At 71.8% G+C, this 26,503-nt stretch carries 27 protein-coding genes; 18 read left to right on the top strand and 9 right to left on the bottom strand.

The window, feature by feature from the left end; all coding sequences use genetic code 11:
• Nucleotides 1-46 precede the first annotated feature (46 nt).
• Nucleotides 47-826 (bottom strand): hypothetical protein, encoded by a 780-nt coding sequence (locus ACFWV2_RS02910; RefSeq protein WP_384400703.1) that lies wholly within the window; start codon nt 824-826, stop codon nt 47-49.
• Nucleotides 827-1,058: 232 nt separating this feature from the next.
• Between ACFWV2_RS02910 and ACFWV2_RS02905 the strand changes: the two genes are divergently transcribed.
• Nucleotides 1,059-2,042 carry a helix-turn-helix domain-containing protein gene (locus ACFWV2_RS02905; RefSeq protein ID WP_384400700.1) on the top strand — a complete coding sequence of 328 codons (984 nt, stop codon included), beginning with the start codon at nt 1,059-1,061 and terminating at the stop codon, nt 2,040-2,042.
• 88 nt (nt 2,043-2,130) lie between these two features.
• Nucleotides 2,131-2,613: a DUF456 domain-containing protein gene (locus ACFWV2_RS02900; RefSeq protein ID WP_384400698.1), complete on the top strand. Its 483-nt coding sequence runs from the start codon at nt 2,131-2,133 to the stop codon at nt 2,611-2,613.
• 125 nt (nt 2,614-2,738) lie between these two features.
• Here ACFWV2_RS02900 and ACFWV2_RS02895 read toward each other — a convergent pair whose 3' ends face one another.
• Both ACFWV2_RS02895 and rsgA read right to left on the bottom strand, forming a co-directional pair.
• Nucleotides 2,739-4,088 carry a DNA-3-methyladenine glycosylase 2 family protein gene (locus ACFWV2_RS02895; protein ID WP_384400695.1) on the bottom strand — a complete coding sequence of 450 codons (1,350 nt, stop codon included), beginning with the start codon at nt 4,086-4,088 and terminating at the stop codon, nt 2,739-2,741.
• A gap of 75 nt (nt 4,089-4,163) precedes the next feature.
• The gene (rsgA, locus tag ACFWV2_RS02890) at nt 4,164-5,273 is read right to left on the bottom strand and encodes a ribosome small subunit-dependent GTPase A (RefSeq protein WP_360789776.1); all 1,110 of its coding nucleotides are present in this window, start codon (nt 5,271-5,273) and stop codon (nt 4,164-4,166) included.
• Between the two features lie 292 nt (nt 5,274-5,565).
• Here rsgA and ACFWV2_RS02885 point away from each other — a divergent pair, with 292 nt between their 5' ends.
• Nucleotides 5,566-5,970, top strand: coding sequence for a VOC family protein (locus ACFWV2_RS02885; protein WP_384401448.1), 405 nt, complete (start codon nt 5,566-5,568; stop codon nt 5,968-5,970).
• Here ACFWV2_RS02885 and ACFWV2_RS02880 read toward each other — a convergent pair.
• Nucleotides 5,898-6,644, bottom strand: coding sequence for a helix-turn-helix domain-containing protein (locus tag ACFWV2_RS02880; protein WP_384400692.1), 747 nt, complete (start codon nt 6,642-6,644; stop codon nt 5,898-5,900). The two genes, ACFWV2_RS02885 and ACFWV2_RS02880, sit on opposite strands and share 73 nt — an antisense overlap.
• Before the next feature lie 26 nt (nt 6,645-6,670).
• Nucleotides 6,671-7,795 carry a YihY/virulence factor BrkB family protein gene (locus ACFWV2_RS02875; RefSeq protein WP_384400689.1) on the bottom strand — a complete coding sequence of 375 codons (1,125 nt, stop codon included), beginning with the start codon at nt 7,793-7,795 and terminating at the stop codon, nt 6,671-6,673.
• Nucleotides 7,796-7,812: 17 nt separating this feature from the next.
• On the opposite strand from ACFWV2_RS02875, the gene ACFWV2_RS02870 reads away from it, so the two are divergent.
• The 15 genes from ACFWV2_RS02870 (at nt 7,813) to ACFWV2_RS02800 (ending at nt 22,538) form a co-directional block, all read left to right on the top strand.
• Nucleotides 7,813-9,468 (top strand): acyl-CoA dehydrogenase family protein, encoded by a 1,656-nt coding sequence (locus tag ACFWV2_RS02870; RefSeq protein WP_384400686.1) that lies wholly within the window; start codon nt 7,813-7,815, stop codon nt 9,466-9,468.
• 359 nt (nt 9,469-9,827) lie between these two features.
• Nucleotides 9,828-11,120 (top strand): GAF domain-containing protein, encoded by a 1,293-nt coding sequence (locus ACFWV2_RS02865; protein WP_384400683.1) that lies wholly within the window; start codon nt 9,828-9,830, stop codon nt 11,118-11,120.
• Between the two features lie 191 nt (nt 11,121-11,311).
• On the top strand, nt 11,312-11,881 hold the full coding sequence (locus ACFWV2_RS02860; protein ID WP_384400680.1) for a GNAT family N-acetyltransferase: 570 nt from the start codon (nt 11,312-11,314) through the stop codon (nt 11,879-11,881).
• Between the two features lie 143 nt (nt 11,882-12,024).
• Complete coding sequence (locus tag ACFWV2_RS02855; protein WP_310591794.1) at nt 12,025-12,108, top strand: putative leader peptide; 84 nt, start codon at nt 12,025-12,027, stop codon at nt 12,106-12,108.
• A gap of 136 nt (nt 12,109-12,244) precedes the next feature.
• A complete protein-coding gene (locus tag ACFWV2_RS02850; protein ID WP_384400677.1) occupies nt 12,245-13,942 on the top strand; it encodes a nitrite/sulfite reductase in 1,698 nt (565 codons plus the stop codon).
• Nucleotides 13,939-14,118 (top strand): hypothetical protein, encoded by a 180-nt coding sequence (locus tag ACFWV2_RS02845; protein ID WP_384400675.1) that lies wholly within the window; start codon nt 13,939-13,941, stop codon nt 14,116-14,118. Before ACFWV2_RS02850 ends, ACFWV2_RS02845 begins: the two co-directional genes overlap by 4 nt.
• The gene (locus ACFWV2_RS02840; RefSeq protein ID WP_384400672.1) at nt 14,115-14,840 is read left to right on the top strand and encodes a phosphoadenylyl-sulfate reductase; all 726 of its coding nucleotides are present in this window, start codon (nt 14,115-14,117) and stop codon (nt 14,838-14,840) included. Before ACFWV2_RS02845 ends, ACFWV2_RS02840 begins: the two co-directional genes overlap by 4 nt.
• On the top strand, nt 14,822-15,403 hold the full coding sequence (gene cysC / locus ACFWV2_RS02835; protein WP_384400669.1) for an adenylyl-sulfate kinase: 582 nt from the start codon (nt 14,822-14,824) through the stop codon (nt 15,401-15,403). The genes ACFWV2_RS02840 and cysC overlap by 19 nt, the downstream gene beginning before the upstream one ends.
• Nucleotides 15,400-16,335 carry a sulfate adenylyltransferase subunit CysD gene (gene cysD, locus ACFWV2_RS02830; protein WP_384400666.1) on the top strand — a complete coding sequence of 312 codons (936 nt, stop codon included), beginning with the start codon at nt 15,400-15,402 and terminating at the stop codon, nt 16,333-16,335. The genes cysC and cysD overlap by 4 nt, the downstream gene beginning before the upstream one ends.
• A 2-nt stretch (nt 16,336-16,337) precedes the next feature.
• Complete coding sequence (locus ACFWV2_RS02825; protein ID WP_384400663.1) at nt 16,338-17,678, top strand: sulfate adenylyltransferase subunit 1; 1,341 nt, start codon at nt 16,338-16,340, stop codon at nt 17,676-17,678.
• 193 nt (nt 17,679-17,871) lie between these two features.
• Complete coding sequence (locus tag ACFWV2_RS02820) at nt 17,872-18,978, top strand: aliphatic sulfonate ABC transporter substrate-binding protein (RefSeq protein ID WP_384400660.1); 1,107 nt, start codon at nt 17,872-17,874, stop codon at nt 18,976-18,978.
• 58 nt (nt 18,979-19,036) lie between these two features.
• Nucleotides 19,037-19,831, top strand: coding sequence for an ABC transporter ATP-binding protein (locus ACFWV2_RS02815; RefSeq protein WP_384400657.1), 795 nt, complete (start codon nt 19,037-19,039; stop codon nt 19,829-19,831).
• Complete coding sequence (locus ACFWV2_RS02810; protein ID WP_384400654.1) at nt 19,818-20,720, top strand: ABC transporter permease; 903 nt, start codon at nt 19,818-19,820, stop codon at nt 20,718-20,720. Before ACFWV2_RS02815 ends, ACFWV2_RS02810 begins: the two co-directional genes overlap by 14 nt.
• A gap of 8 nt (nt 20,721-20,728) precedes the next feature.
• Nucleotides 20,729-21,520 (top strand): sirohydrochlorin chelatase, encoded by a 792-nt coding sequence (locus ACFWV2_RS02805; RefSeq protein ID WP_384400651.1) that lies wholly within the window; start codon nt 20,729-20,731, stop codon nt 21,518-21,520.
• A 151-nt stretch (nt 21,521-21,671) separates the two neighbouring features.
• Nucleotides 21,672-22,538, top strand: a complete 867-nt coding sequence (locus ACFWV2_RS02800) for a D-alanyl-D-alanine carboxypeptidase family protein (protein WP_384400648.1) — start codon at nt 21,672-21,674, stop codon at nt 22,536-22,538.
• Between the two features lie 51 nt (nt 22,539-22,589).
• On the opposite strand, the gene ACFWV2_RS02795 is transcribed toward ACFWV2_RS02800, so the two are convergent.
• The 4 genes from ACFWV2_RS02795 to ACFWV2_RS02780 all read right to left on the bottom strand — a co-directional run bounded on the left by ACFWV2_RS02795 (nt 22,590) and on the right by ACFWV2_RS02780 (nt 26,349).
• Entirely contained in the window at nt 22,590-23,144 is a 555-nt protein-coding gene (locus ACFWV2_RS02795) for a DUF1697 domain-containing protein (RefSeq protein ID WP_384400646.1), read from the bottom strand.
• A 141-nt stretch (nt 23,145-23,285) separates the two neighbouring features.
• Nucleotides 23,286-24,578, bottom strand: coding sequence for an ABC transporter substrate-binding protein (locus ACFWV2_RS02790; protein ID WP_384400644.1), 1,293 nt, complete (start codon nt 24,576-24,578; stop codon nt 23,286-23,288).
• Nucleotides 24,575-25,417 carry a carbohydrate ABC transporter permease gene (locus ACFWV2_RS02785; protein ID WP_384400641.1) on the bottom strand — a complete coding sequence of 281 codons (843 nt, stop codon included), beginning with the start codon at nt 25,415-25,417 and terminating at the stop codon, nt 24,575-24,577. The genes ACFWV2_RS02790 and ACFWV2_RS02785 overlap by 4 nt, the downstream gene beginning before the upstream one ends.
• Nucleotides 25,414-26,349 carry a carbohydrate ABC transporter permease gene (locus ACFWV2_RS02780; protein ID WP_384400638.1) on the bottom strand — a complete coding sequence of 312 codons (936 nt, stop codon included), beginning with the start codon at nt 26,347-26,349 and terminating at the stop codon, nt 25,414-25,416. Before ACFWV2_RS02780 ends, ACFWV2_RS02785 begins: the two co-directional genes overlap by 4 nt.
• Nucleotides 26,350-26,503 lie beyond the last annotated feature (154 nt).

The raw sequence follows: 26,503 nt of genomic DNA, 5'->3' as shown, positions 1-26,503 counted from the left end.
GGGCGGCCCCACCCCCCACGGGAAGGACGCCCGGCGGACCGCGTGGTCAGCGCACGTCGTAGGCGCGGACCACGGTCTGGGTGACGGAGTTGCCGTTGGCGTCCGTCAGTCGGGTCTTCAGGGTGACGGGCCTTCCGGTCGCGCCCGCGTGGTTCACGGTCGCGGTCCGGTGACCGCCCTGCTGGAAGACCCGCGCTTCGGTCCAGGTCGTACCCCCGTCGTAGGAGTACGAAAGCTTCGCCGAGGTGAGCGCTGCGGGGATGTAGCCCGCGTGACCCGTCGCGGTGAGGCCGATGTGTTGGCCGTCGGTCGCGGCGAGGGTCTTGAGTCCGCCCTCCGGAAGATCGTACCGGGGGAAGAGAATCGGGATGCCCTGAGAATAGACGCTCTCGTCAATCTTGGAGGTGAATTCCCCCATCGAGTTGACGGATGGGGAGCGGGCCCCAGCTTGCCGCCGATCTTCAGGGTGTTCTGTTTCGAGCGTGTACGTCCCGGCTTCGGCCGGTACGTGGAGGACACCGAACGGCCAGGAGTTCCCTCCCGGGTTCGGCCGGTGGGCGGCCGGGAGGTCGATGGCCATGCCGACCGAACCGTAGGCCACATCCGTACGCCCCAACGGGGCATGCCGCACACGGTAGTTCCTTTCAGCTCGGACCGGACGGGCGTCCGGGAAGGCGAGGTTGTAGACGTACGGGGTCTTCGCGGGGGCCTGCCGGGCGGGGGTGACCTCGTCCTGCGGTTCGTCCGCCGCGGACGGCGCGACCGCGGTGACGGCGAGGACGGCGGCGGTCGCCGCCCCCAGGGCCGTACGCGAAATCGGGCGCATCGCTCTCCCCGTCTGATTCCGGAAAACAGGCACAGAACACCCGTCTCCGGTGGCTGTTGATACCGCGGTGGCGCCACATTGGCAGAGGTGAGGGCGGTGCAGGGATGATGGGGACGGCGGAAATGCGCCGTGGCCGCTTTCCGCCAGGTCACCAACGGAACGAATGTCTCCGGTGCATGTCCTGGGAAGGTCCGGGCCTCCCACCGGCGGTGGGGCGAGGGGCGGGGCATCCATGCTGGGAGCGATAGGACTCGACGAACGCCAGGAGTCCGCGTACCGGGCGCTGGTCGCCCTCGGCGCGGCCGAGGTGACGGACCTCGCGCACCGGCTCGCCCTGCCCGAGCGGGACACCGAGCGGGCGCTGCGCCGCCTCGAGTCGCAGGGGCTCGCCGCGCAGTCGTCGGCCGGGGTCGGACGGTGGGTGGCGGCGCCGCCGGGAGTGGCGCTCGGCGCCCTGTTGACCCAGCAGCGGCACGAGCTGGAGCAGGCGGAGCTGACGGCGAAGCTGCTCGCCGAGGAGTACCGGGCGGAGGCCGCGGAGGCGGCCGTGCACGACCTGGTGGAGGTGGTGACCGGAGCGAGCGCCGTCACCCACCGCTTCCTCCAGCTCCAGCTGGGCGCGCAGGAGGAGGTCTGCGCCCTGGTGACGGGCAAGCCGATCGCGGTCTCCGGGATGGAGAACGACGCGGAGGAACAGGCCGCCGGGCGGGGGGTGCGCTACCGGGTGGTGGTCGAGCGCGAGGTGCTCACCCTCCCGACCGGGCTCCTCGAACTGTCGGCGGCGCTCGGCCGTGAGGAGCGGATCCGGGTCGCGGACCGGGTCCCCACGAAGCTGGTGATCGCCGACGGGAACCTGGCGATGGTGCCGCTGACCGGCCGGGGCGCGGAGCCCGCGGCGATCGTCGTGCACGCGAGCGGGCTCCTCGAATCGCTGATGGGCCTGTTCGAGTCGGTGTGGCGTGACGCGCTGCCGCTGAGGCTGGGGGCGGGCGCGCAGATCACCGAGGACGAGGCGCCGGGCCCGGACGTCATGGACCTGGAGATCCTGTCGCTGCTCCTGGCCGGGATGACGGACGCGAGCGTGGCCAAGCAGCTGGACCTGGGGCTGCGGACGGTGCAGCGGCGGGTGAAGGGGCTGATGGAGCTGACCGGGGTGACGACCCGGTTGCAGCTGGGCTGGCACGCGTACGAGAAGGGGTGGGTGGCGCGCGGCTGAGGGCGCGCGCCGGCGCGCCTGCGGGCTCGCGCCCCCGGATGGCGGCCGCGACCTGCGGGTTCGTGGAATGTGGGGGACGCTGGTCAGCGTGGGTGTGTGGCAGCTCCTGATGGTCGCGACGGTGATGCTGCTCGGACTGTCCGGGGTACTGGCTCCCGGTGTGCCGGGGACGTGGCTGGTGTGGGCGGCGATGCTGTGGTGGTCGCTCCACGAGCGGACGGACCTCGCCTGGATCCTGCTGGCCTCCGCGACCGGGCTGCTGCTCCTCACCCAGGTGGTCGTCTGGCAGCTGCCGCCACGCCGGTTCCGGGGCGTCGGCATCAACCGGCAGATGGTGACGTACGCCGGGGTGGGCGCGCTCCTGGGCTTCGTCGTGGTCCCGGTGGTCGGCGCGGTCCCCGGTTTCGTCGGCGGGGTCTATCTCGCGGAGCGGCTTCGGCTCGGCGGTCACGGCCAGGCCTGGGCGGCGACGCGGACGGTGATGAGGGCGGCCGGCAGGAGCGTGCTCGTCGAACTCTTCGCGTGTCTGCTGATCGTGGGGGCGTGGGCGGGCGCGGTGCTCTGGGGCTGAGCGTGCGGGTGAGCCGGGGAGCGGGGGCGGGGCGGCATCGGTGGGGGGCGAGCGTGAGCCGGGGGCGGAGCGCCACCCAGGGCGAGTGCCGGCCAGCGGCCGAGCGCCGCCCGGGTGCCGGCCGTTCAGGCCGTCGTGGTGTAGGCGAGGTAGCGCGCCGCGTACGAGCGCCACGGGCGCCACTCCTCCGCGTCCGGGCCGTCCTTCGGTGCGACGTCCGGGTCGCCCAGGGACCTCATGCGGATCAGGGCCGCCGCCCGCGCGGTCACCCCGGGGACGGCGAGCAGGGCACGCTCGGCGTCGTCGCGGTCCGCGCCGGGGTCGAGGCGCACGGCTCCGTCGGCGAGGGCGCGGGCCAGCGGGCCGGCGACGGGGTGGCCGGTCAGGGCCGCCGGTTGCGGGAAGACATGGGTGAGGGTGCCGCAGGCCGTGGCCAGGGGGGTGCCGTACCGCTCGACGAGCCGCGCCGACTCCTCGGCGCCGAGCACCGTCCGCAGCGCGAACTCCTCGGGGTCGGCCGTGCCCGGGGAGCGTACGCCGGGCCGGGCGGCTACCTCGGCGGCGAGCCCGGGTGCCGCCCCGAGGCGCTCGGCGACCGCGTACGGGTCGGCGTCCAGGTCGAACAGGTGGCGCAGCCGGTGCACGGCGGTGGTGAGGTCGCGCAGCTCGGTGAGGTGGATGCGGGCGTCCAGCCAGCGCCCGGCGGAGCGCTCGTCGACGGAGACGACGCCGGTGCCGTACGGGAGGCGGAGCGTACGCCGGTAGGTGCGGGCGCCGGGGGTTCCGACGACCTCTTCCAGACGGGGCAGGGCCTCGGCGGCGAGCAGGTCGAAGACCTCGCCGGCCGCGTACGGCCCCCGGTGGGCGAGCCGCAGCGGGACTCCGGCGGCGAGGGCGGTACGGGCTCCGGCGCCGCTGCCCGCCTCCGCGCGCAGGGCGGAGGGCGTCCTCGCGTACACGGCGCGGATCGTCTCGTTGAACTGGCGGACGCTGGCGAAGCCGGCCGCGAAGGCGATCTCGGTGACGGGCAGCCCGGTGGTCTGGAGCAGCAGCCGCGCGGTGTGCGCCCGCTGGGCGCGGGCGAGCGCGACGGGCCCGGCGCCGAGCTCGGCGGTGAGCTGGCGCTGCACCTGCCGGGTGCTGTAGCCGAGGCGTCCGGCGAGGCCGGGCACGCCCTCGCGGTCGACGACGCCGTCGCCGATCATCCGCATGGCGCGCCCGACGACATCGGCCCGTACGTTCCACTCGGCGGAGCCGGGCACGGCGTCCGGCCGGCAGCGGCGGCAGGCGCGGAAGCCGTGTCCCTGGGCGGCGGCGGCCGTCGGGAAGAACGCGACGTTCTGCCGCTTGGGGGTGACGGCGGGGCAGCTGGGACGGCAGTAGATACCGGTGGTCCGGACGGCGAAGAAGAACTCTCCGTCGAACCGCGCGTCCCTGCTGCTGACCGCCTCGTAGCGGGTGTCGTCGTCCCTCATGGTTCCAGTGTGCGAGCTCGCACACCAGACGGCTGGCGCTTTTCGGACACCGCGCCCGGGACGACCCCGGTCCGGCTACCGGCTGTGCCCGCGCTTCATCTCCAGTGCCTTGCGGCCCGCCGCGTGCCGGCGCTTCCAGTCCTTGAGCATCTCGGTGCGCAGCCGGGCGTCGGTCTTGGCGACGATCCGCTGGTTCTCACGGAGCAGTTTGCGGTAGCTCTCCAGACGGCGCACCGACAGCGTGCCGTCCTCGATCGCCGCGGCGACCGCGCAGCCCGGCTCCGACTCGTGGCCGCAGTCGTGGAAACGGCAGTTCCCGGCCAGTTCCTGGATCTCCGCGAAGACTTGGCCGACGCCGGTCTCGGCGTCCCAGAGTCCGACCCCGCGCAGCCCGGGGGTGTCGATGAGGACTCCCCCGCCCGGCAGCACGAAGAGGTTGCGCGTGGTGGTGGTGTGGCGGCCCTTGCCGTCGATGTCGCGGGCGGCCTGGACGGTCATGACGTCCTCGCCGACGAGCACGTTGGCGAGGGTCGACTTCCCGGCGCCGGAGACGCCGAGGAGCACGGTCGTGCCGCCGGCGACGGTCGCGGCGAGCACGTCGAGGCCCTCGCCGGTGGTGGAGCTGAGGGGCAGCACCTGCACGCCGGGGGCGACCGTCTCCACGTCCTCGACGAGGTAGGAGAGTCCGACCGGGTCGGGCACGAGGTCGGCCTTGCTGAGGACGACGGTCGGCTGGGCGCCGGACTCCCAGGCCAGGGCGAGGAAGCGTTCGATCCGGCCGAGGTCGAGCTCGACGGCGAGGGAGACGGTGATGACGGCGTGGTCGACGTTGGCGGCGAGGATCTGTCCCTCGGACCGCTTGGACGAGGTGGACCGCGCGAAGGCGGTACGGCGCGGCAGGCAGGCCCGTACGTACCGGGGGTCGCGGACACCCGCCGGGTCGACGGCGGCCCAGTCGCCGGTGCAGACGACCCGGAGGGGATCGTGCGGGGTCACGAACGCCGTGTCGGCGCGGACGACCCCTTCCTCGGTGGCGACGTCGCACTGGCCCCGGTCGACACGGATGACCCGTCCCGGGACGAGTCCCTGGGCGGCGTAGGGCGCGAAGGCGGCGGCCCAGCCGGAGTCCCAGCCGTGGGCGTCGAGGAGAGAAGAGGAGGAATCGAGGGAGAGCGGGAAAGACAAGGGGGACCCTTCACAGGGATGGCCCCGGCCGGCGTGTGAGGAACGGTGAGGTCAGCCGGTGGCCACGGAGGTGGAGTGGACGAACTTCGGCGTACGGGCCATGCCCGTCGTGACGACGACAGCCATCGGTCACACCTCCTGTGTCTTTCGCGATCTTGTACGGGATTCACCGTAGCCGGAACGGCCCGGCACGCGCCACAGGTTTTTCCGGACGCCCCGCGCACGTCCGATTCGTCCAAGACCTCGGCGGGGCGCGGCGCCTAGCGTGCGGGGCATGGACACAGCACCCGGTATGACACCCCGTCTCGATCTGGTCGGTCTCGTCGTCTCCGACATGGCCGCCTCGCTCGCCTTCTACCGTCGGCTCGGCCTTGACATCCCCGAGGGGGCCGAGCCCGCGCCGCACGTGGAGGTGGTGGTGGCCGGTGGGGTGCGGATCGCGTGGGACACCGAGGACGTCGTGCGTTCCTTCGACCCCGGGTGGAGGCGGCCCGAGGGCGGGCACCGGGTCGAGCTCGCCTTCCGGTGCGGTGCGGCGGCGGCGGTGGACGCGGTGTACGAGGAGCTGCTCGCCGCCGGGTACCGGGGTCATCTGAAGCCCTGGGACGCCGTCTGGGGGCAGCGTTACGCGGTGGTGCTCGACCCGGACGGTTCGGGCGTGTCGCTCTTCGCCGACGCCGCTGCCCCGCGCGTGTAGGCGCCCAGCGTCGTGCCCGCGAGGGCCCGGGTCTCACGGGCGAGGTGGGCCTGGTCGGCGTAGCCCGCGCGGAGGGCTGCGTCCGCGTAGGGCGTGCCGGACAGGACGAGGGCGAGGGCGCGTTGGAGCCGGAGGACGCGCGCGAGGGTCTTGGGACCGTAGCCGAAGGCGGTCAGGGACCGCCGGTGCAGCCGCCGGGCGCCGAGCCCGACCGCCTCGGCCGTCTCCGCGACCGTCCGGCCCGCGGCGAGCCGGGCGGCGACGGCCCGGAGCAGCGGATCGGGTGCGGGCGCGTCGGCGGCCCGCCGCCGTACGAGGGCGTCCAGGGCGGCCGCCGGGTCAGGGTCCTCCGTGATCCGCTCTCCGAGGCGACGCGCCCGCGCCCCGCCCCACAGCTCTCCGAGGGCGACCCGCCGGTCGCGGAGTTCGTGGGCAGGGACGCCGAGGAAGGCGGGCGCGTCACCGGGGGCGAAGCGGATTCCCGCGTACCGTGCGGCGGTCTCCGTCGGTACGTACGCGCGTGTGTCGGGTCCGGCGACGAGGAGGTGGCCGTCCGCCCAGATCAGGTCCATGCAGCCGTCGGGCAGGACCGGGCGGGGGCTCTCCGCGGCGGGGCCGGCGGTCCTGGTCCACAGGACGGCTCCGTCGAGCTGGGCGGGGCGCTCCTCGTACACGGGGCGAAGACCGGTCTGCCGCGCCGTCAGTCCTTCTCCCAGCCCGAGTGGAGGCGGGACTTCACGTCGTCCGGGGGCAGGAACCTCGACCAGCGTTCGGGGAACTCCGAGGGCATGTCGGGATCGTCCTCGTCGACGTCCTCGGCCTCTGCACGGACCCGGGCGACGAGTTCCGCCGCCTGGAAGGCGCGGGCCCGCTCGTTGGCCTCGCGGGCCGCGGCCGTGGCGACGGAGGGCCAGACGCGGTCGATGGCGGCGTTCACGGCGGCGCCGACGAGCACGGCGAAGGCGGAGATGCCGATCCAGAGGAGGACGGCGATGGGAGCGGCGAGGGAACCGTAGATCGTGGGGCCCTCCACCTGGCTGGTGAGGTAGATGCGCAGCAGGAAGCTGCCGAGGACCCACATCCCGAGCGCGACCAGGGCGCCGAAGATGTCCTCGATCCACGGCGATCTGACGGGTACGGACACGTGGTAGAGCGTGGTGAGGAAGGCGATGGACAGCAGGATGACGGCCGGCCAGTAGAGGACGGCGACGACCTCCGTGCCGAAGGGGACGAGTTCGACCACCCGGTCGGGGCCGACGACCGCGAGGGGCAGCACGACGGCTCCGAGGACCAGGGCCACCAGGTAGAGCAGGAAGGCGAGGAGGCGGGTCTTGACGATGCCGCGGTGGCCGTCGAGCCCGTACATGACGGTGATGGTGTCGATGAAGACGTTCACCGCGCGCGAGCCGGACCAGAGGGCGATGGCGAAGCCGAGGGAGATGAGGTCCGCCCGGTTGCCCTGGGTCACGTCGTCCAGGATCGGTTTGGCGATGTCGTCGACGCCCCGGTCGGAGAGCACCGTTCCGGCGGCTCGGAGGATGTTCTCCTGGATGCTCGCCACGGTGTCCGTGTTGGTCCAGTCGTCGGCGTAGCCCAGGAGGGCGATCAGGCCGAGGAGCAGCGGCGGCAGGGACAGCAGGGTGAAGAAGGCGGCCTCGGCGGCGAGGCCGAGGATCCGGTACTCGATGCACGAGTTGACCGTGTCCTTGAGGAGCAGCCAGACCATCTTCCGCTTCGAGACGTTGCGGTAGAGGACACGCGCGCGGTGGAGCCTGCTCCAGGGCCGACGCTCGGGCCGATCGGGTGTTTCGCTTGCTGCCTGCACCTGCTTACCGTATCGGCATGACAGCGACCACCCACACCGTGACCAACCAGGCTCCGCCCCTGGTGGGACATGACGTCTACGGCAGCGATCGGGCGCTCGCGGAAGCGGTCGAACGGCACCTCGCGCCGGAGCTCGTCGACGCGGCCCGCGGCGACCTCGAAGTCCTGGGGAAGGCGGCCGGTTCGGCACAGATGCGGGCCTGGGGCGAGCGGGCGAACGAGAATCCGCCCCGGCTGCTGACGCACGACCGGTACGGCCACCGGATCGACGAGGTCGTGTTCGATCCGGCCTGGCACCGGCTCCTCGGCAAGTCGGTGGGGGCCGGCCTGACCGACGCGTGGGGCCGTCCGGGTGGTCATGTCCGCCGGGCGGCCGGGTTCCTGGTGATGTCCCAGGTGGAGGCGGGGCACGGCTGCCCCCTGTCGATGACGCACGCGGCGGTGCCCGCGCTGCGCGCCGAGCCGGAGGTCGCGGAGGTCTGGGAGCCCGCCGCCACCTCCCACGTGTACGAGTGGGGGCTCCGTCCGGTCGCGGAGAAGGCCGGGGCGCTGCTCGGGATGGGCATGACGGAGAAGCAGGGCGGCAGCGACGTCCGGTCGAACACGACGGAGGCGCGTCCGCTGGCGGCCGACGGTGAGTACGTCCTGACCGGGCACAAGTGGTTCTGTTCGGCGCCGATGTCGGACGCCTTCCTCGTCCTGGCGCAGGCCCCGGCGGGGCTGACGTGCTTCCTGGTGCCGCGGGTGCTCGCGGACGGCTCGCGGAACGCCTTCGCGCTCCAGCGGCTCAAGGACAAGCTGGGCAACCGTTCGAACGCTTCCGCCGAGGTGGAGTTCGACGGGACGACCTGGGCGCGCCGGGTCGGCGAGGAGGGTCGCGGACTGCGCACGATCATGGGGATGGTGGCGGCGACCCGGCTCGACTGCGTCGTCGGCTCGGCGGCGCTGATGCGGCAGGCGGTGACGCAGGCCGTGCACCACTGCGCGTACCGCAGCGCCTTCGGCGGGCTCCTCGTCGACAAGCCGCTGATGCGGAACGTGCTGGCCGATCTGGCCCTGGAGTCGGAGGCGGCCACGACCCTGGCCATGCGTCTCGCGGCGGCCTACGACGCCGGCGATGCCGACGGCGGCGACGCCGAGCAGGAGCGGGCTCTGCTCCGCATCGCCGTACCGGCGGCGAAGTACTGGGTGACGAAGCGGTGTACGCCGATGGTGGCGGAGGCGCTGGAGTGCCTCGGCGGCAACGGGTACGTGGAGGAGTCGGGGATGCCCCGGCTGCTGCGGGAGTCGCCGCTCAACTCGGTGTGGGAGGGCTCGGGGAACGTCCAGGCGCTCGACGTGGTCCGGGTGCTGCGGACCGAACCGGCGTCCCTCGACGCGTTCCTGCGGGAGGTCGGGGCGGCGCGGGGCGCGGACCCGCGTCTCGACCGGGCGATCCGGGGCGTGCTGACCGAGCTGGCGGATCTGGACGGGATCGAGGCGCGGGCGCGGCGGCTCACGGAGCGGCTCGCGCTGGTCCTCCAGGGCGCGCTGCTCGTGCGCTGGGCGCCCCCGGAGGTCGCGGACGCGTTCTGCGCGGGGCGGCTGGGCGGGGACGGCGGTTCGGCCTTCGGGACGCTGCCGCACACCCTGGACCTGCGGGCGGTGGTGGAGCGGGCGCGGGTGGAGGTCTGAGGGGCCCGGCGGGGCGGCAGACAGACGGCGGGCGCCGGCGGCGGTGCGACGGGGCCCGGTCCCGCCGGTCGGTGTGCGCGGAGGGGCGGGTGGTGCTGCGCCGACACCGGCGAAAAGGCGGCGTAGGGCCGCGCAGCCGCCGGCGGAGAAGCGGGGGTGGTGCTGCGCCGACACGGCACCACCCGCCGCTTGCCTCAGCTTCGCCCGGAGGGCCGGTCGGCGGCCAGAGTTGCAAAGGGTTGCAGGATTACCCGAACCGGGTCTCGCCGGGTGGTCACGGACGGCACGATGGGCACCGACACTCCGGACATCTGCCCCGTGCAGAACCGATACAGCACCCGGGTGGCTGGGAGAGACCGATGCAGAACACGCAGCTCGACATGAAGCGCCTCGCCGCCATGGACACCACCCAGGCCAGCCGCCTGCTCCACCGGGTGCGCGAGGAGACCCTCGCGGGCCGTACGCCTCCCATCGCGCCCCGCCCGGTGATCGACGCCTCGTGGCAGCGGATGGCCCGGCTCGGACTCGACCCCGACCAGGGGACGAGCAGCGTGCTGCTCCAGCGGGACGAGCTGGAGGAGCGCCGGAGGTCCACCCTCCTCGCGGAGGTCATGCAGACGCTGAGCGGCGGGCTCGCCGGGATCGCCGACACCTCGCTGCAGATCATGGTGGTCACCGACGAGCACGGCCGGGTGCTGTGGCGCCAGGGGAACCTGGCGGTGATGCGGCAGGCGAACGGGATCTGTCTGGAGGAGGGCGCGGCCTGGACCGAGCACACCGCGGGCACCAACGCGGTCGGCACGGCCCTCGCCATGGGCCGTGCGGTACAGGTGCACTCCGCCGAGCACTATGTGCACACCCTCCACAACTGGACCTGCGCCGCGGCGCCCGTGCACGACCCGCGCGACCGGCGGCTCCTCGGCATCCTGGACGTGAGCGGTCCGGCGTCCACCTTCCATCCGGCGATGCTGGCCCTGGTCGACTCGGTGGCCCAGCTCGCCGAGGCCGAGATGCGGGAGCGGCACCGGCGGTCGGTGGAGCGGTTGCGGGCGGTGGCGGCGCCGATCCTGTGCCGGGTGGGGGGCCGGGCGGTCGCGGTGGACACCCACGGCTGGACGGCGGCGGTGACGGGGGTCGCGCCGATGGACCGGATCCCGCTCCCGAGGTCCTTCCGGTCCGGCCGGATGTGGATCCCCTCGCTCGGCGTGTGCTCGGTGGAGCCGCTGCCCGGCGGCTGGCTGCTGCGGGTCGAGGAGGAGACGGCGGCGCAGGCGCCGGGCGCGGAGGCGGTGAGCCGGGTGGTCCTCGATCTGCGCCGGCCGCGCCGCTGGACGGTGGCCGTCTCGGGGGTGGCGGGCAGCTGGCAGCAGGAGCTGAGTCCCCGGCACGCGGAGCTCCTCTATGTACTGGCGGTGCACCGGGACGGGCGGACGGCGGCGGAGCTCGCGGGCGACGTGTTCGGGGACCGTACGCGCGCGGTGACCGTCCGGGCGGAGATGTCCCGGGTGCGCCGGAACCTGGCGGGGGTCCTGGCGCACCGCCCGTACCGCTTCCGGGAGGAGGTGGCGGTGGAGGTCCTGCGTCCGGAGCGCCCGTCGGAGCTCCTGCCCCACTCGCTGGCCCCGGCGGTGCGGTCCGGGGCGGCGACGTAGGCCTCTCGATCGGTCAGGCCGGTCTCGCGGGGTCTGATCCCCACGAAGGGCGCTGGGCGACCCGCGACCTGGACGGCCCGGAGAACCGGACGACGTCGTGGTGTCCACCATGCGGACATGCGTCTTCCGGCGGGCCGGGCGGAGCCGGACCCGCTCTGGGAATCCCTCGCTCCGCATGATGCGATGACCTCATGAGCATCACTCTCACCACCTGGTCCCTCGAACAGACCTCCCCCTCCGACCTGCGGCCCGCCGCCCCGCCGGAGGGCGACGACGTGACGGTCCTGCGCGCCGAGGTGCCCTCGGCGGAGTTCAGCCGCTTCCTCTATACGGCGGTCGGCGGTGACATCCGCTGGTCCGACCGGTTGTCACTGACCTACAAGCAGTGGCAGGAGATCGTGGAGAAGCCGGGCGCCGAGATCTGGGTGGCGTACGACAGGGGGACGCCCGCCGGGTACGTGGAACTCGACCCGCAGGACGACGGTGTGGTGGAGATCGTCTACTTCGGCCTGGTCCCGGCCTTCCGGGGGCGCCGGATCGGCGGTCATCTCCTCTCGTACGGGGTGGCCAGGGCCTGGGACCTGGCCGAGCGCTGGCCGGAGCGGGAGGCGACGAAGCGGGTCTGGTTGCATACCTGCTCGCTCGACGGCCCGCACGCGATGGCCAACTACGAGCGGCGCGGCTTCCGGCTGTTCGACACGAAGGTCGAACAGGTCGAGGAGACCGAGACCCCCGGGCCGTGGCCCGGCGCTCACGCCTGAGACCGCGCCGAGGAGACCTGAAGGGGCCCGATCAGGGCCCCTCGCGCGTGACCCGCATCACGCCATCTCGACAAGCGAGACGACTATGTCCGCATTCTGGACGATGCTGGACTGAGTCCAAAGTCCCGTGACACGCTTCCGTCATGTCTGGAACTGGAATTGCCTTGGTGAGTCGGCGGCACGTCGACCTAGGCCGCATGTCCAGCGCCATCTGTCCGGCGCGCTGAGAGAACCAGCACCGCCGCGATCTCTTTTCTGCCCGACTCTGCCCCACCCTGCTGCGCACTGACGCGCCACCCTCTGACCTGAGCGCCAGTGTGCAGGTCAGAGCCGCCCTCTCGCAGTCCCGAAGGACAAGACGCCATGGCCGCCACCCCGGAAAACCCCACACCCCCCGCCACCCGCCGCAAGCCCGGGCGTCACCGTGGCGAGGGTCAGTGGGCCGTGGGGCACTTCACCCCTCTGAACGGCAATGAGCAGTTCAAGAAGGACGATGACGGTCTCAACGTACGGACACGTATTGAGACGGTGTACTCGAAGCGCGGCTTCGACTCCATCGACCCCAACGACCTGCGCGGGCGCATGCGCTGGTGGGGCCTCTACACCCAGCGCAAGCAGGGTCTGGACGGCACCAAGACGGGCGTCCTGGAGCCGGAGGAGCTGGACGACGAGTACTTCATGCTCCGCGTCCGGATCGACGGCGGCCGGCTGACCACCGAGCAGCTGCGGGTGATCGGCGAGATCTCCGAGGAGTTCGCCCGGGGCACGGCGGACATCACCGACCGGCAGAACGTCCAGTACCACTGGATCCGCATCGAGGACGTCCCCGAGATCTGGAACCGCCTCGAAGCGGTGGGACTGTCCACCACGGAGGCCTGCGGCGACACCCCGCGTGTCATCCTCGGCTCTCCGGTGGCCGGCATCGCCGCCGACGAGATCATCGACGGCACCCCCGCCATCGACGAGATCTACCGGCGGATCGTCGGCAACAAGGACTTCTCCAACCTGCCCCGCAAGTTCAAGTCCGCGATCTCCGGCTCGCCGCTGCTCGACGTGGCGCACGAGATCAACGACATCGCCTTCGTCGGCGTGCACCACCCGGAGCACGGCCCCGGCTTCGACGTCTGGGTCGGCGGCGGTCTCTCCACGAACCCCAAGCTCGGCGTCCGCCTCGGCACCTGGGTCTCCCTCGACGAGGTCCCCGACGTCTACGAGGGCGTCATCTCGATCTTCCGCGACTACGGCTACCGCCGGCTGCGCAACCGCGCCCGGCTGAAGTTCCTCGTCGCCGACTGGGGCCCGGAGAAGTTCCGCCAGGTCCTGGAGGACGAGTACCTGAAGCGCAAGCTGACGGACGGCCCCGCCCCCGAGCAGCCCGCGGGCCGCTGGCGCGACCACGTCGGTGTGCACCGGCAGCGGGACGGCAAGTTCTACGTAGGTTTCGCGCCGCGTGTCGGCCGGGTCGACGGCGCCACCCTGACGAAGATCGCCGCGGTCGCCGAGGCCCACGGCTCCGGCCGGGTCCGCACCACCGCCGAGCAGAAGATGCTCGTCCTCGACGTCGAGGAGGCGCAGGTCGAGTCGATCGTCGCCGCCCTGGAGGCGCTCGACCTGCGGGTCACCCCCTCGCCCTTCCGGCGGGGCACGATGGCCTGCACCGGCATCGAGTTCTGCAAGCTCGCGATCGTCGAGACCAAGGGCCGCGGTTCCTCGCTCATCGACGAACTGGAGCGCCGGATCCCGGAGTTCGACGAGCCGTTGACGATCAACATCAACGGTTGCCCGAATGCCTGCGCCCGTATCCAGGTCGCGGACATCGGTCTCAAGGGCCAGCTGGTCCTGGACGACGAGGGCAACCGCGTCGAGGGCTACCAGGTGCACCTGGGCGGCGCCCTGGGTCTGGAGGCCGGCTTCGGCCGCAAGGTCCGCGGTCTCAAGGTGACGGCGGCCGAGCTACCCGACTACGTCGAGCGGGTCCTCACGCGTTTCCAGGCGGAGCGCGAGACCGGCGAGCGCTTCGCGACCTGGGCGGCCCGCGCGTCGGAAGAGGCGCTGTCGTGAGCGAGCGTGCCGCACCGTTCCACTGCCCCTACTGCGGCGACGAGGACCTGCGTCCGAACGAGCAGGGTCACGGCGCCTGGGAATGCGCAGCGTGCAGCCGAGCCTTCCAGTTGAAGTTCCTGGGGCTGCTCGCCCCGGCGACTTCGGGCAACACCCCTGGGAGGGACAAGATATGACGACAACTCAGCACAGCGAGGGCAGCCAGGACGCCACCACGGCCGACCTCAAGGCACTCGCCGAGCAGGCCGGCCGCGAGCTGGAGGACGCCCCCGCCGCCGAGATCCTCCGGTGGGCGGTCGACACCTTCGGCGACGCCTTCTGCGTCACCTCCTCCATGGAGGACGCCGTCGTCGCCCACCTCGCCTCGCGGGTCCGGCCCGGCGTGGCCGTCGTCTTCCTCGACACGGGCTACCACTTCGAGGAGACCATCGGCACCCGCGACGCCGTGGCCGCCGTCATGGACGTCGACGTCATCACCCTGACCCCGCGTCAGACGGTGGCCGAGCAGGACGCGGAGTACGGCCCGAGGCTGCACGACCGCGACCCCGACCTGTGCTGCGCGCTGCGCAAGGTCAAGCCCCTCGAAGAGGGCCTGACCCGGTACAGCGCGTGGGCGACGGGCCTGCGCCGCGAGGAGTCCCCGACCCGGGCGAACACCCCGGTCGTCGGCTGGGACGAGAAGCGGCGCAAGGTCAAGGTCTCCCCCATCGCCCGCTGGACGCAGGACGACGTCGACGCCTACGTCGCGGAGCACGGCGTCCTCACCAACCCGCTCCTCATGGACGGTTACGCCTCCGTCGGCTGCGCGCCCTGCACCCGCCGCGTCCTGGAGGGCGAGGACGCCCGGTCCGGCCGCTGGGCCGGGCGGGCCAAGACCGAATGCGGACTGCACGGATGACGGACCATCAGGAAACCCAGGAGAATCACGTGACCGGCGCCACCATCTGGCTCACCGGCCTGCCCAGCGCCGGCAAGACCACCATCGCGTACGAGCTGGCAGGCCGACTGCGCGGCGAGGGCCACCGCGTCGAGGTCCTCGACGGCGACGAGATCCGCGAGTTCCTCTCCGCGGGCCTCGGCTTCAGCCGCCAGGACCGGCACACCAACGTGCAGCGGATCGGCTTCGTCGCCGAGCTCCTCGCCTCGCAGGGCGTGCAGGTCCTGGTCCCCGTCATCGCCCCGTACGCCGACAGCCGTGAGGCGGTCCGCAAGCGGCACGCGGCCGAAGGCACGCCCTTCGTCGAGGTGCACGTGGCCACCCCCGTGGAGGTCTGCTCCGTCCGGGACGTGAAGGGCCTCTACGCCAAGCAGGCCGCGGGCGAGATCAGCGGACTCACCGGCGTCGACGACCCGTACGAGGCACCCGAGACGCCCGATCTGCGGATCGAGTCCCAGAACCAGACCGTGCAGGAGTCCGCGGCGCAGCTCCACGCGCTGCTCACCGAGAGGGGTCTGCTGTGACCACTGTCGCTCATGTCCACGACACCACCGGCAGCCCGTTCGCGCTGTCGCACCTCGACTCCCTGGAGTCCGAGGCCGTCCACATCTTCCGTGAGGTGGCGGGCGAGTTCGAGCGGCCGGTGATCCTCTTCTCCGGCGGCAAGGACTCCATCGTCATGCTGCACCTGGCGCTCAAGGCGTTCGCGCCGGCGCCGGTGCCGTTCACGCTGCTGCACGTCGACACCGGGCACAACTTCCCCGAGGTCCTGGAGTACCGCGACCGCGTCGTCGCCCAGCACGGGCTGCGGCTGCACGTGGCCTCCGTGCAGGAGTACATCGACGCGGGCAAGCTGCGCGAGCGCCCCGACGGCACCCGCAACCCGCTGCAGACCGTCCCGCTGACGGAGGCGATCCAGCACCGCCGCTTCGACGCCGTCTTCGGCGGCGGCCGCCGCGACGAGGAGAAGGCCCGCGCCAAGGAGCGGGTGTTCTCGCTGCGTGACGAGTTCTCGCAGTGGGACCCGCGCCGCCAGCGGCCCGAGCTGTGGCAGCTCTACAACGGTCGGCACGCCCCCGGCGAGCACGTCCGCGTCTTCCCGCTGTCCAACTGGACCGAGCTGGACGTCTGGCAGTACATCCAGCGCGAGAAGATCGAGCTCCCGCAGATCTACTTCGCGCACGAGCGCGAGGTGTTCGCCCGCTCCGGCATGTGGCTGACGGCCGGCGAGTGGGGCGGTCCCAAGGAGTCCGAGACGGTCGAGACGCGGCTGATCCGCTACCGGACCGTCGGCGACATGTCCTGCACCGGCGCCGTCGACTCCGACGCCACCACGCTGGACGCCGTCATCGCCGAGATCGCCGCCTCCCGACTGACCGAGCGGGGCGCCACCCGCGCCGACGACAAGATGTCCGAGGCCGCGATGGAAGACCGCAAGCGCGAAGGGTACTTCTAGCCATGACGAGCACCACCGAGCCGTTCGCCGACGTGGCGGCCACCACCCTGCTGCGCTTCGCCACCGCCGGGTCCGTCGACGACGGGAAGTCCACCCTGGTGGGCCGCCTCCTGCACGACTCCAAGTCGGTCCTCACCGACCAGCTGGAGGCCGTCGAGGCGGCGTCCCTCAAGCGCGGTCAGGAGGCGCCCGACCTGGCGCTCCTCACCGACGGTCTGCGGGCCGAGCGCGAGCAGGGCATCACCATCGACGTGGCCTACCGCTACTTCGCCACGCCCCGCCGCCGCTTCATCCTCGCCGACACCCCCGGGCACGTGCAGTACACCCGGAACATGGTGACCGGCGCCTCCACCGCCGAGCTGGCCGTGGTCCTGGTCGACGCCCGCAACGGCGTCGTCGAGCAGACCCGCCGGCACGCCGCCGTCGCCGCGCTGCTCCGCGTCCCGCACGTGGTCCTGGCCGTGAACAAGATGGACCTGGTCGACTACCGGGAGCCCGTCTTCGCCGCGATCGCCGAGGAGTTCACGACGTACGCCTCCGAGCTCGGCGTCCCGGAGATCACCGCGATCCCGATCTCGGCGCTCGCCGGCGACAACGTCGTGGAGCCGTCCGCGAACATGGACTGGTACGGCGGCCCGACGGTGCTCGAACACCTGGAGACCGTTCCGGTCAGCCACGACCTGACGGCCTGTCACGCGCGTTTCCCGGTGCAGTACGTGATCCGCCCGCAGACCGCCGAGCACCCCGACTACCGGGGGTACGCGGGTCAGATCGCGGCCGGCGCGTTCCGGGTCGGTGAGAAGATCACCGTCCTGCCGTCGGGGAAGGCCTCCACGATCACCGCGATCGACGCGCTGGGCGAGTCCGTGGACATCGCCTGGGCGCCGCAGTCGGTCACGATCCGGCTCGCCGACGACATCGACATCTCGCGCGGCGACCTGCTCGCCCCGAGCGGTGACGCCCCGGCGACCACGCAGGACATCGAGGCGACCGTCTGCCACGTGGCCGACCAGTCGCTCGCCGTCGGCCAGCGGGTGCTGCTCAAGCACACCACCCGCACGGTCAAGGCGATCGTCAAGGAGATCCCCTCGCGGCTGACCCTGGACGACCTCTCCCAGCACCCGAACCCGGGACAGCTGGTCGCCAACGACATCGGCCGGGTCGTGGTGCGCACGGCCGAGCCGCTCGCGCTCGACGCGTACGCGGACTCGCGCCGTACCGGTTCGTTCCTGCTGATCGACCCGGCGGACGGCACCACGCTCGCGGCCGGCATGGCGGGCGAGTCCTTCGCCACCACCAAGGCCGTCTCGGTCGTCGAGGACGAGGAAGGGTGGGACTTCTGATGGTTCAGGACATGTACGCCACCTTCGCGAAGGAGGGCGGCCGGGTGGGCTCCGGTGCCCTCGGCGCGGGCACGGGAGGTGTGGCGCGATGTGCGTGCTGACCTCGACGCGCCGCATGCGCGGCGCGACCCCGCTCCACCCCGAACGACATAGACGCAGACTTCGAAAACGCTGAATCGAGGGGACACCTCCCGTGCCTGCCACCCGTACCACCCTGCGCCGCGGCCTCGCCGCCGCCGCCGCTCTGCCGCTGCTGATCGGCGCACTCGCCTCCTGCGGCTACGGCTCCGAGGCCAAGAACGACGAGAAGAAGGTGGCCGCCGAGGGCGAGAAGCTCTCCGCCGACACCGTACGGCTCGGGTACTTCCCCAACCTCACCCACGCGACCGCGCTCGTGGGCGACCAGGAGGGCATCCTCCAGAAGGAGCTGGGCGGCACCAGACTGGTTCCGACCACCTTCAACGCCGGCCCCTCCGAGATCGAGGCGCTCAACGCCGGCTCGATCGACATCGGCTTCATCGGCCCCTCGCCGTCGATCAACGGCTACGTCAAGACCAAGGGCACGAACCTGCGGATCATCGGCGGCTCCGCCTCCGGCGGTGTGAAGCTCGTCGTGAACCCGGCGAAGATCAAGACCCTGGACGACGTCAAGGGCAAGAGGATCGCCACTCCGCAGCACGGCAACACGCAGGACGTGGCCTTCCTCCACTGGATCTCCGAGAAGGGCTGGAAGGTCGACGCCGAGAGCGGCAAGGGCGACGTCTCGGTGATCCGCACGGACAACAAGGTCACCCCGAACGCCTACGCCTCCGGCGCCATCGACGGTGCCTGGGTGCCCGAGCCGACCGCCTCGAAGCTGGTCAGCGACGGGGCGAAGGTGCTGCTCGACGAGTCCGACCTGTGGCCGGACAAGAAGTTCGTGATCACGAACATCATCGTGTCGCAGAAGTTCCTGAAGGCGCACCCGGACGTCGTCGAGGCGTTCCTGCGCGGCGCGGTGAAGACCAACGAGTGGATCAACGCCAACCCGGACAAGGCGAAGGCCTCGGCCAACGCCAAGCTGAAGGACCTCTCGGGCAAGGCGCTGGGCGCGAAGGTGATCGACGCCGCGTGGCCGTCCATCCGGTTCACCGACGACCCGCTGGCGGCCACGCTCCAGGCGCAGGCCGACCACGCGGTGAACGCCGGTCTCCTGGAGAAGCCCGAGCTGGGCGGCATCTACGACCTGAAGCCGCTCAACAAGGTCCTGAAGGCCGCGGGTCGGCCCGAGGTCTCCGACGCCGGGCTCGGCGTGAAGTAACCAGGCGTCAGACACCCGTGCAGCAGCCCGAGTTCAGCTTCACCAGGAGGTGACGACCATGGCCACGACCGCGACGATCGCCAAGGCCGAGGACCGTGCGGCGGTGACCCATGCCGCCCGTATCCAGCATGTCTCCAAGTCCTTCGGCGGACCCGCCGGCGGGCAGCTCGTCCTCGACGACATCACGCTCGATGTCGCCCCGGGCGAGTTCGTCACCCTCCTGGGCGCCTCGGGCTGCGGCAAGTCCACGCTGCTCAACCTGGTAGCGGGGCTCGACCGGCCGTCCGCGGGGTCCATCGAGACCCCCGGCGGCCGGCCGGCCCTGATGTTCCAGGAGCACGCCCTGTTCCCGTGGCTCACCGCGGGCAAGAACATCGAACTGGCCCTGCGGCTGCGCGGGGTGCCCAAGAACGAGCGGCAGACCGAGGCCGAGCGGCTGCTCGACCTGGTCCGGCTCCGCGGCTCCTACGGCAAGCGGGTCCACGAGCTGTCCGGCGGCATGCGCCAGCGGGTCGCGCTGGCCCGCGCGCTCGCCCAGGACAGCGACCTCCTCCTGATGGACGAGCCGTTCGCCGCGCTCGACGCCATCACCCGGGACGTACTGCACGACGAACTGACCCGGATCTGGCGGGAGACGAACCTTTCGGTGCTCTTCGTCACCCACAACGTGCGCGAGGCCGTGCGGCTGGCCGAGCGCGTCGTCCTCCTCTCGTCCCGGCCCGGCCGGATCGCGCACGAGTGGACCATCGACATCCCTCAGCCGCGCCGCATCGAGGACTCCGACGTCGCGGAGCTGTCCCTCGAGATCACCGAGCACCTGCGTGGGGAGATCCGCCGTCATGGCCAGCACTGATACGAGCCCGAAGGCGCCAAGGACACAGAAGAGCGACGACCTCGCCGGGCTCGAAGCCGGTCTGGACGCCCTCGACAGCGTGCAGATCCGACGGACCCCGGTCCGTGAGGTGCTGCTCAAGAAGGTGCTGCCGCCGGTCGTCGCCGTCGTGCTCGTCCTCGTGGTCTGGCAGCTGCTCGTCACGCTGAAGGTCACCGACGAGTACAAGCTGCCCGCGCCGTCCGCGGTGTGGGACAGCCTGACCACGATGTGGCTGGAGGGCACGCTCCTCGAAGTCCTGTGGACCAGCATGTCCCGGGCCCTGTTCGGCTTCCTCCTGGCGCTCGCCATCGGAACCCCCCTCGGACTCCTCGTCTCCCGGGTGAAGTTCGTGCGCGCGGCGATCGGCCCGATCCTCGCCGGCCTCCAGTCGCTGCCCTCCGTGGCCTGGGTGGCGCCCGCCGTCCTGTGGCTCGGCCTCAACGACAGCATGATGTACGCGGTGATCCTGCTCGGCGCCGTCCCGTCGATCGCCAACGGCCTCGTCGCCGGTGTCGACCAGGTCCCCCCGCTCTACCTGCGGGCGGGGCAGACGCTCGGCGCGAACGGCCTCAAGGGCGCCTGGTTCATCGTGATGCCGGCCGCGCTGCCGGGCTACCTCGCGGGCCTGAAGCAGGGCTGGGCGTTCTCGTGGCGTTCACTGATGGCCGCGGAGATCATCGCGTCCTCCCCCGACCTGGGTCTCGGCCTCGGGCAGCTCCTGGAGAACGGCCGCAACAACATCGACATGGCGGGCATCTTCCTGGCGATCATCCTGATCCTCGTCGTCGGCATCGCCATCGACCTGCTGATCTTCAGCCCGCTGGAGCGCGCGGTGCTGCGCCGCCGCGGCCTGCTGGTGAAGAGCTGAGCCGGACCGTGAACCGCCGCGCCCTCCCCTCGCCCACCACCGCCCTTGCAGGGAAGCGCTCCGCGCCTGTCCTTCTCGTCATCGCGCACGGCAGCCGCGACCCGCGGCACGCGGCGACCGTCCAGGCGCTCGTGCGCCGGGCCGGTGCGCTGCGGCCGGGGCTGCGGGTGGAGACGGCGTTCCTGGACTTCACCCTGCCCTCGGTGACGGGGGTGCTCGACCGGCTCGCCGCCGAAGGAGTGCGGGACGTGGTGGCGCTGCCCCTGCTGCTCACCCGTGCCTTCCACGCGAAGGCCGACATCCCCGCCGTACTGCGGCAGGCGCCGCCGTCCCTGCGCGTGCGCCGGGCGGAGGTCCTCGGGCCCTCGCCGCTGCTGGTCGCGGCGGTGGAACGGCGTCTGCGCGAGGCCGGGGTCACCCCCGGCGACAAGAGCACGACCGGGGTCGTCCTGGCCTCGGCGGGTTCCACCGACCCGGAGGCGATCGCGGTGATCGCAGAAACGGCGCGGGAGCTGCGGCGCACCGGTTGGTGCTCCGTGCGGCCCGCGTTCGCCTCCGCATCCCTTCCCCGTACGGAGGACGCCGTCCAGGCCCTTCGTACGGATCCGGGTGTCCGGCGGGTGGCCGTCGCCCCGTACGTCATCGCGCCGGGCCGACTGCCGGACCGGATCGCGGCGGGCGCGGGCGCGGCGGACTTCCTGGCGGACGTCCTCGGCCCCTCCCCCGAGCTGGCCGCGCTGCTCGTGGAGCGGTACGACGGGGCGGCGCGGGCGATGGACCTCACGGCCGTCGCCGGCTGATCCCCTTCCAGCGGGCACGAGAAGAAAATCACACCTCGGGCGTACATCCCTGACGCCCTTTCACTCGTCCTCTGTTCGCCGGGTCCGTGCGGGCCCGGGAGACTTCGACTCCTATCGAGGGCAGGGGACTTTGATCACTTCCACACTCGGTGTGCGCAGCGCCGTGACCGTCTCGCTCACGGTCTCGGCCGTCCTGGCCGGGGGCCTCTTCGCCGGTCAGGCGCACGCCGCGCCGCCCACCCCGTCGATCACCGCCCCGGGCGGCTTCGTCATGAACAACGGGACGGGCACGACGCTGTTCGGGAAGGCCGCGGACACCCGCCGGTCGACCGGTTCCACCACGAAGATCATGACCGCGAGGGTGGTGCTGTCCCAGCGGAACCTCAACCTCGACGCCAAGGTCACGATCCAGAAGGCCTACAGCGACTACATCGTCTCGAAGAACGCCTCCTCGGCCCGGCTCATCGTCGGGGACAAGGTGACCGTCCGGCAGCTCCTCTACGGCCTCATGCTGCCGTCGGGGTGTGACGCGGCCTACGCCCTCGCCGACAAGTTCGGCACCGGCACGACGCGGGCGGCGCGGGTCAAGTCGTTCATCGGGAAGATGAACGAGGAGGCCAGGCGGCTCGGCCTGAGGAACACCCACTTCGACTCGTTCGACGGCATAAGCAACGGGAGCAACTACTCGACTCCGCGCGATCTGACGAAGCTCGCGAGCACGGCGATGAAGAACTCCACGTTCCGCACCGTGGTGGGCACGAAGTCCACGAAGCAGAAGGTGACGACCAGGACCGGTGGCTACCGGTACATGTCGTGGAGCAACACCAACAAGCTGCTGAGCACGTACAGCGGCGCGATCGGTGTGAAGACCGGTTCGGGTCCGCAGGCCAAGTACTGCCTCGTCTTCGCGGCCACCCGCGGCAACAAGACGGTCATCGGCACGGTGCTCGGTTCGTCGAGCGAGACGAACAGGGCGGCCGACGTCAAGAAGCTGCTGGACTACGGCTTCGCACGGTGATGCCCCGGCTGCCTCCCGTTCCGCGGGAGGCAGCCGCGGTGTGCGCTGCCGTCAGCCCTCCCGGGTCATCTCCACCAGTTTGACCACGGTGTTCCAGTTCCGGGCGGTGACCACCAGGCCCTTGACGAGGGACGGCCGGGTGACGACCTCGGCCAGCTTGGACCTGCCCAGGCCTTCGGGGACGGAGAGGTAGAGGACGCGGTCGCCGAGCGCGAAGGCCTGGGGGTGGTACGGGGCCTGGTCGACGGCGGCGAACCGCGCGGGGTCGGCGGGGCCGGAGAGGTAGAAGGCGTGGAGCTGCCTGCCCTCGATGCCGGCGGTGGGGAAGGGGCAGGCGTCGGCGACGGCCCTGAGGTAGTCGCCGTCGCGGACGAGGCAGTCGACGCGGAAGCCGAAGTGGCTCTCGATCGCGTCCTCGACCGCAGCGTTGAGTTCGTCCTCGGCCGCGGTGGAGTCGGTCGTGAAGACGGCGTTCCCGCTCTGGAGGTACGTGCGGACGTTCCGGTGACCGAGACCTTCCAGGACGGCGCGCAGCTCCGGCATGGGGACCTTGCGGTGACCGCTCACGTTGATGCCGCGGAGCAGAGCCGCGTATGTCGTCGCCATGGGTTCACCTTAGGGCGGCCACCGCGCCTCGTGGGGGGCGGCACGGTGGCCGGTTCGAACACTCGCCGATGAAGGGGATCCGGGAGAAGACCCTTCACCTATCTGTGACTTATTCAACAAGGTTTCGTAATAAGGAATCCATCATTTGCGCTGATAGCGGGCGAGGACGCGGTTGCCGTCCTCGGCCAGCCGACCGCGCAGCTCGGCCCCGTCGATGGCTCCGCTGTAGTACTCCTGGAAAGCCGGGGTCGCCACCTTGTCCTTCCACTCCGGATAGCCCCGCACCGACTGCGCCGGGGCGGGCCGCAGGTGGGCGGCCATCGCGGCCCCGGTCGCCCAGCCGGCCTCGGCGGTGCGCAGGGAGGGGTCGGCGAGCGCGGCCGTGCCGGTGGGCAGCATCCAGTCGCCGCGCGCGAGCCGCACCATGTTCGCCGGGCGGAGGAAGAAGTCGAGGAACTCCACGGCCTCCTTCTTGTACGGGCTGTCCTCGGCGATCGACAGGGTCTGCGGGGAGACGCCCTGGGTGGGTCCTGCGCTCCCGGCGGGTGCGGGCAGTACGGTCCACTCGAAGCCGTCGGGGGCCTGCTGGGCGATCTGCTGCCGGTAGGCGAAGCCCAGCGGGACCATGGCGTACTTGCCGGCGAAGAAGCCGGGCAGGGTGTCGGAGCCGCCGCTGCCGAGCGTGGTGCGCGGGGCTGTGCGGTCGGTGACGACCTGGTCGTGGATCGTTCCCGGGACGACGGCGTCGGCCTCGGTGAAGCGGACGGTGACCCGCCCGTCGGCCTCCCGGTGGAAGAGCCGGCCGCCCGCGGAGAGCCCGAGGTTGAGGCTGACGGAGACCGGCTCCTTGAGCGGCCAGGCGACGGCGTATCTGCCGGGGCCCATGCTCCGGGTGACGTCCTGGGCGATCTGCCGGAACTCGGGCCAGGTCCAGGGCTTGTCCGGGGTGGGGACGCGGACGCCGGAGGATTCGAGGATCTTCCGGTTGGCGATGATCACGCGCGGTTCCTGGAGGAACGGCACGCCGTAGATCCCCCCGCCGAAGGTGGTGGTCTCCCAGCTGCGGGCGGGGATGTCGGCGCGGAGCCGTTCGGGCAGCAGGGCGCGCAGGTCGGCGAGGTGGCCGCCGTAGGCGAAGTCGGCCAGGTCGTCGGAGGCGTCGTGGATGATGTCGGGCGCCTCGCCGCCCTCGAAGGAGGTGAGGAGCTGGTCGTGGACGGAGTCCCAGCTGCCCTGGACGTAGTCGATCTGGACGTCGGGGTGGGCGGCGTTCCACTCCTGCACCAGTTGCCGGTTGGCGTCGACGGACTCCTTCTGCCAGGCGAGGGACTGGAAGCGGAGCCGTACGACCCCGTCGTCGGGCCCCTCGTCCCCCGCGGTGCAGCCGGTGAGGAGCAGGACGAGCGCGGCGGCGGCGGTGAGGATCCGTCTCATGACTTCACCGCCCCTGCCAGCATGCCGCCGGTGATCCGTCGTTGGAGGAGGGCGAAGACGACGAGGGAGGGGAGGGTGGCGAGGAAGGCCGCGGCGGCGAGGGGGCCGAGGTCGGCGACGCCCTCGGCGCCGAGGAAGTGGGTGAGGACGACCGGCAGGGTCTGTTTCTCCGGGGTCTTGAGCAGGACGAGCGCGAAGAAGAACTCGTTCCACGCGGTGACGAAGGCGAAGAGGGCGGTGGCGACGATGCCGGGGACGAGCAGGGGGGCGGTGACGGAGACGAGGGTACGCAGCCGGCCTGCGCCGTCGACGGCGGCGGCCTCCTCCAGCTCGGCGGGGACGGCCCGGACGTATCCCATCAGCATCCAGAGGGCGAAGGGCAGCGACCAGACGACGTAGACCATGACCAGGCCGAGGACACTGTTGATCAGGTGCAGGTTCCTGAGGATCAGGAAGAGCGGGATGATCACCAGGACGAACGGGAAGGCCTGGCTGATCACCACCCAGGCCGAGGCCGCCGAGGCGAGCCTGCCCCGGTGCCGGGCGGTCACGTAGGCGAGCGGGGTCGCGACGCCCACCGCGATCACGGCGGCGGAGACCGCGGCGACCAGGCTGTTCGCGGCGGCCCTGAGCAGCGGCTGTTCGTCGAAGGCCTGCCGGAAGTTGGCGAGCGTGGGGTCCTTCGGGATCCAGGTGGGGTGGAGCGAGGCCAGTTCGGGCGCGGGCTTGAAGGCGGTGGAGACCAGCCAGAGGAAGGGGAAGGCGAGGAAGACCAGGTACGCGAGGAGGGCCAGGTACTGGCCCAGCCGCGCGGGTCCGCTCGTCCGCAGTGCGCTCACCGGTCCTGGTCCCCTTTCAGCCGGCGTACGAGAGAGAGGGCGATGAGCACCGAGACCGCGGCGACCATCACGCAGCCCATCGCGGCGGCGTAGCCGAACTGTCCGTAGCGGAAGGCCTCTTCGTAGGCGAAGAGCATGGGGAGCCGGGTCCGGCCGCCAGGTCCGCCGTTGGTGAGCACGTAGACCAGGGCGAAGGAGTTGAAGTTCCAGATGAGGTTGAGGGCGGTGATGGCGAGCGCGACGGGGCGGAGCGCGGGCCAGGTGACGGCGCGGAAGCGGCGCCAGGCTCCGGCGCCGTCGAGCGCGGCTGCCTCGTGGAGTTCCTTCGGGGTGTTCTGGAGTCCGGCGAGGAGGGCGACGGTGGTCTGCGGCATGCCCGCCCAGACGCCGACGACGATGACGGCGGGCAGGGCGGTGGCGAGTCCGGAGAGCCAGTCGTGGCCCTCGCCGAGGCCGAGGCTCCGGAGGGTCTCGTTGAGGATGCCGGCGTCGGGGTTGTAGACGAGCCGCCACATGATGCCGACGACGACCTCCGGCATCGCCCAGGGCACGATGGCGAGGGCCCGCGCCAGCCAGCGGAAGCGGAGGTTCTGGTTGAGCAGGAGGGCGAGGCCGAGGGCGAGCAGGAACTGGGGGACGGTGACGCCGACGGCCCAGACCACGCCGATGCGGAACGAGTCCCAGAAGAGGGTGTCGTGCAGCAGGTCCTGGAAGTTGAGGGTGCCCACCCATCGGGTCGCCTGGGTGCGGCCCGACTGGGCGTCGGTGAAGGCGAGCGCGATGCCGTAGAGCAGCGGGCCGACGCTGAGGACCAGGATGGGCAGGAGCGCCGGGAGCACCAGGAACCAGGCGCCGAAGTCGGGGCCGCGGGGGCGTGTCCCCTGGTCGGCACGTGGTGCCCGCGTCCCGCCCGGCCGCTTCGTCGCGGTCATCGAGCCCACCGATAAGCCCTCCCGTCCGCCGTCCCCCTGGCTCCGTACGGGTTACCCCGTCGCGGCCGTGGGAATCCCGCCATGGTCCTGACGGCCCGTGGGGGCGTCAAGGCGACCTGCGCGGTGAGCTGGGCGGGTGCGAGACTTTGGCGCA

The sequence above is a fragment of the Streptomyces sp. NPDC058671 genome, assembly GCF_042716475.1.
GTDB lineage: Bacteria > Actinomycetota > Actinomycetes > Streptomycetales > Streptomycetaceae > Streptomyces.
The sequence above is the reverse complement of the archived record's forward strand: the minus strand, read 5'-3'. Positions and strand labels throughout refer to the sequence as shown.

Coding starts and splice junctions, on each gene's coding strand:
- ACFWV2_RS02790 (WP_384400644.1), bottom strand. CDS start 24,578: ATGAGACGGATCCTCACCGCCGCCGCCGCGCTCGTCCTGCTCCTCACC.
- ACFWV2_RS02865 (WP_384400683.1), top strand. CDS start 9,828: ATGCAGAACACGCAGCTCGACATGAAGCGCCTCGCCGCCATGGACACC.
- ACFWV2_RS02840 (WP_384400672.1), top strand. CDS start 14,115: ATGACGACAACTCAGCACAGCGAGGGCAGCCAGGACGCCACCACGGCC.
- ACFWV2_RS02910 (WP_384400703.1), bottom strand. CDS start 826: ATGCGCCCGATTTCGCGTACGGCCCTGGGGGCGGCGACCGCCGCCGTC.
- ACFWV2_RS02850 (WP_384400677.1), top strand. CDS start 12,245: ATGGCCGCCACCCCGGAAAACCCCACACCCCCCGCCACCCGCCGCAAG.
- ACFWV2_RS02810 (WP_384400654.1), top strand. CDS start 19,818: ATGGCCAGCACTGATACGAGCCCGAAGGCGCCAAGGACACAGAAGAGC.
- ACFWV2_RS02885 (WP_384401448.1), top strand. CDS start 5,566: ATGACACCCCGTCTCGATCTGGTCGGTCTCGTCGTCTCCGACATGGCC.
- ACFWV2_RS02815 (WP_384400657.1), top strand. CDS start 19,037: ATGGCCACGACCGCGACGATCGCCAAGGCCGAGGACCGTGCGGCGGTG.
- ACFWV2_RS02855 (WP_310591794.1), top strand. CDS start 12,025: ATGTCTGGAACTGGAATTGCCTTGGTGAGTCGGCGGCACGTCGACCTA.
- cysC (WP_384400669.1), top strand. CDS start 14,822: ATGCGGACTGCACGGATGACGGACCATCAGGAAACCCAGGAGAATCAC.
- ACFWV2_RS02795 (WP_384400646.1), bottom strand. CDS start 23,144: ATGGCGACGACATACGCGGCTCTGCTCCGCGGCATCAACGTGAGCGGT.
- ACFWV2_RS02895 (WP_384400695.1), bottom strand. CDS start 4,088: ATGAGGGACGACGACACCCGCTACGAGGCGGTCAGCAGCAGGGACGCG.
- ACFWV2_RS02825 (WP_384400663.1), top strand. CDS start 16,338: ATGACGAGCACCACCGAGCCGTTCGCCGACGTGGCGGCCACCACCCTG.
- ACFWV2_RS02870 (WP_384400686.1), top strand. CDS start 7,813: ATGACAGCGACCACCCACACCGTGACCAACCAGGCTCCGCCCCTGGTG.
- ACFWV2_RS02780 (WP_384400638.1), bottom strand. CDS start 26,349: ATGACCGCGACGAAGCGGCCGGGCGGGACGCGGGCACCACGTGCCGAC.
- ACFWV2_RS02905 (WP_384400700.1), top strand. CDS start 1,059: ATGCTGGGAGCGATAGGACTCGACGAACGCCAGGAGTCCGCGTACCGG.
- ACFWV2_RS02860 (WP_384400680.1), top strand. CDS start 11,312: ATGAGCATCACTCTCACCACCTGGTCCCTCGAACAGACCTCCCCCTCC.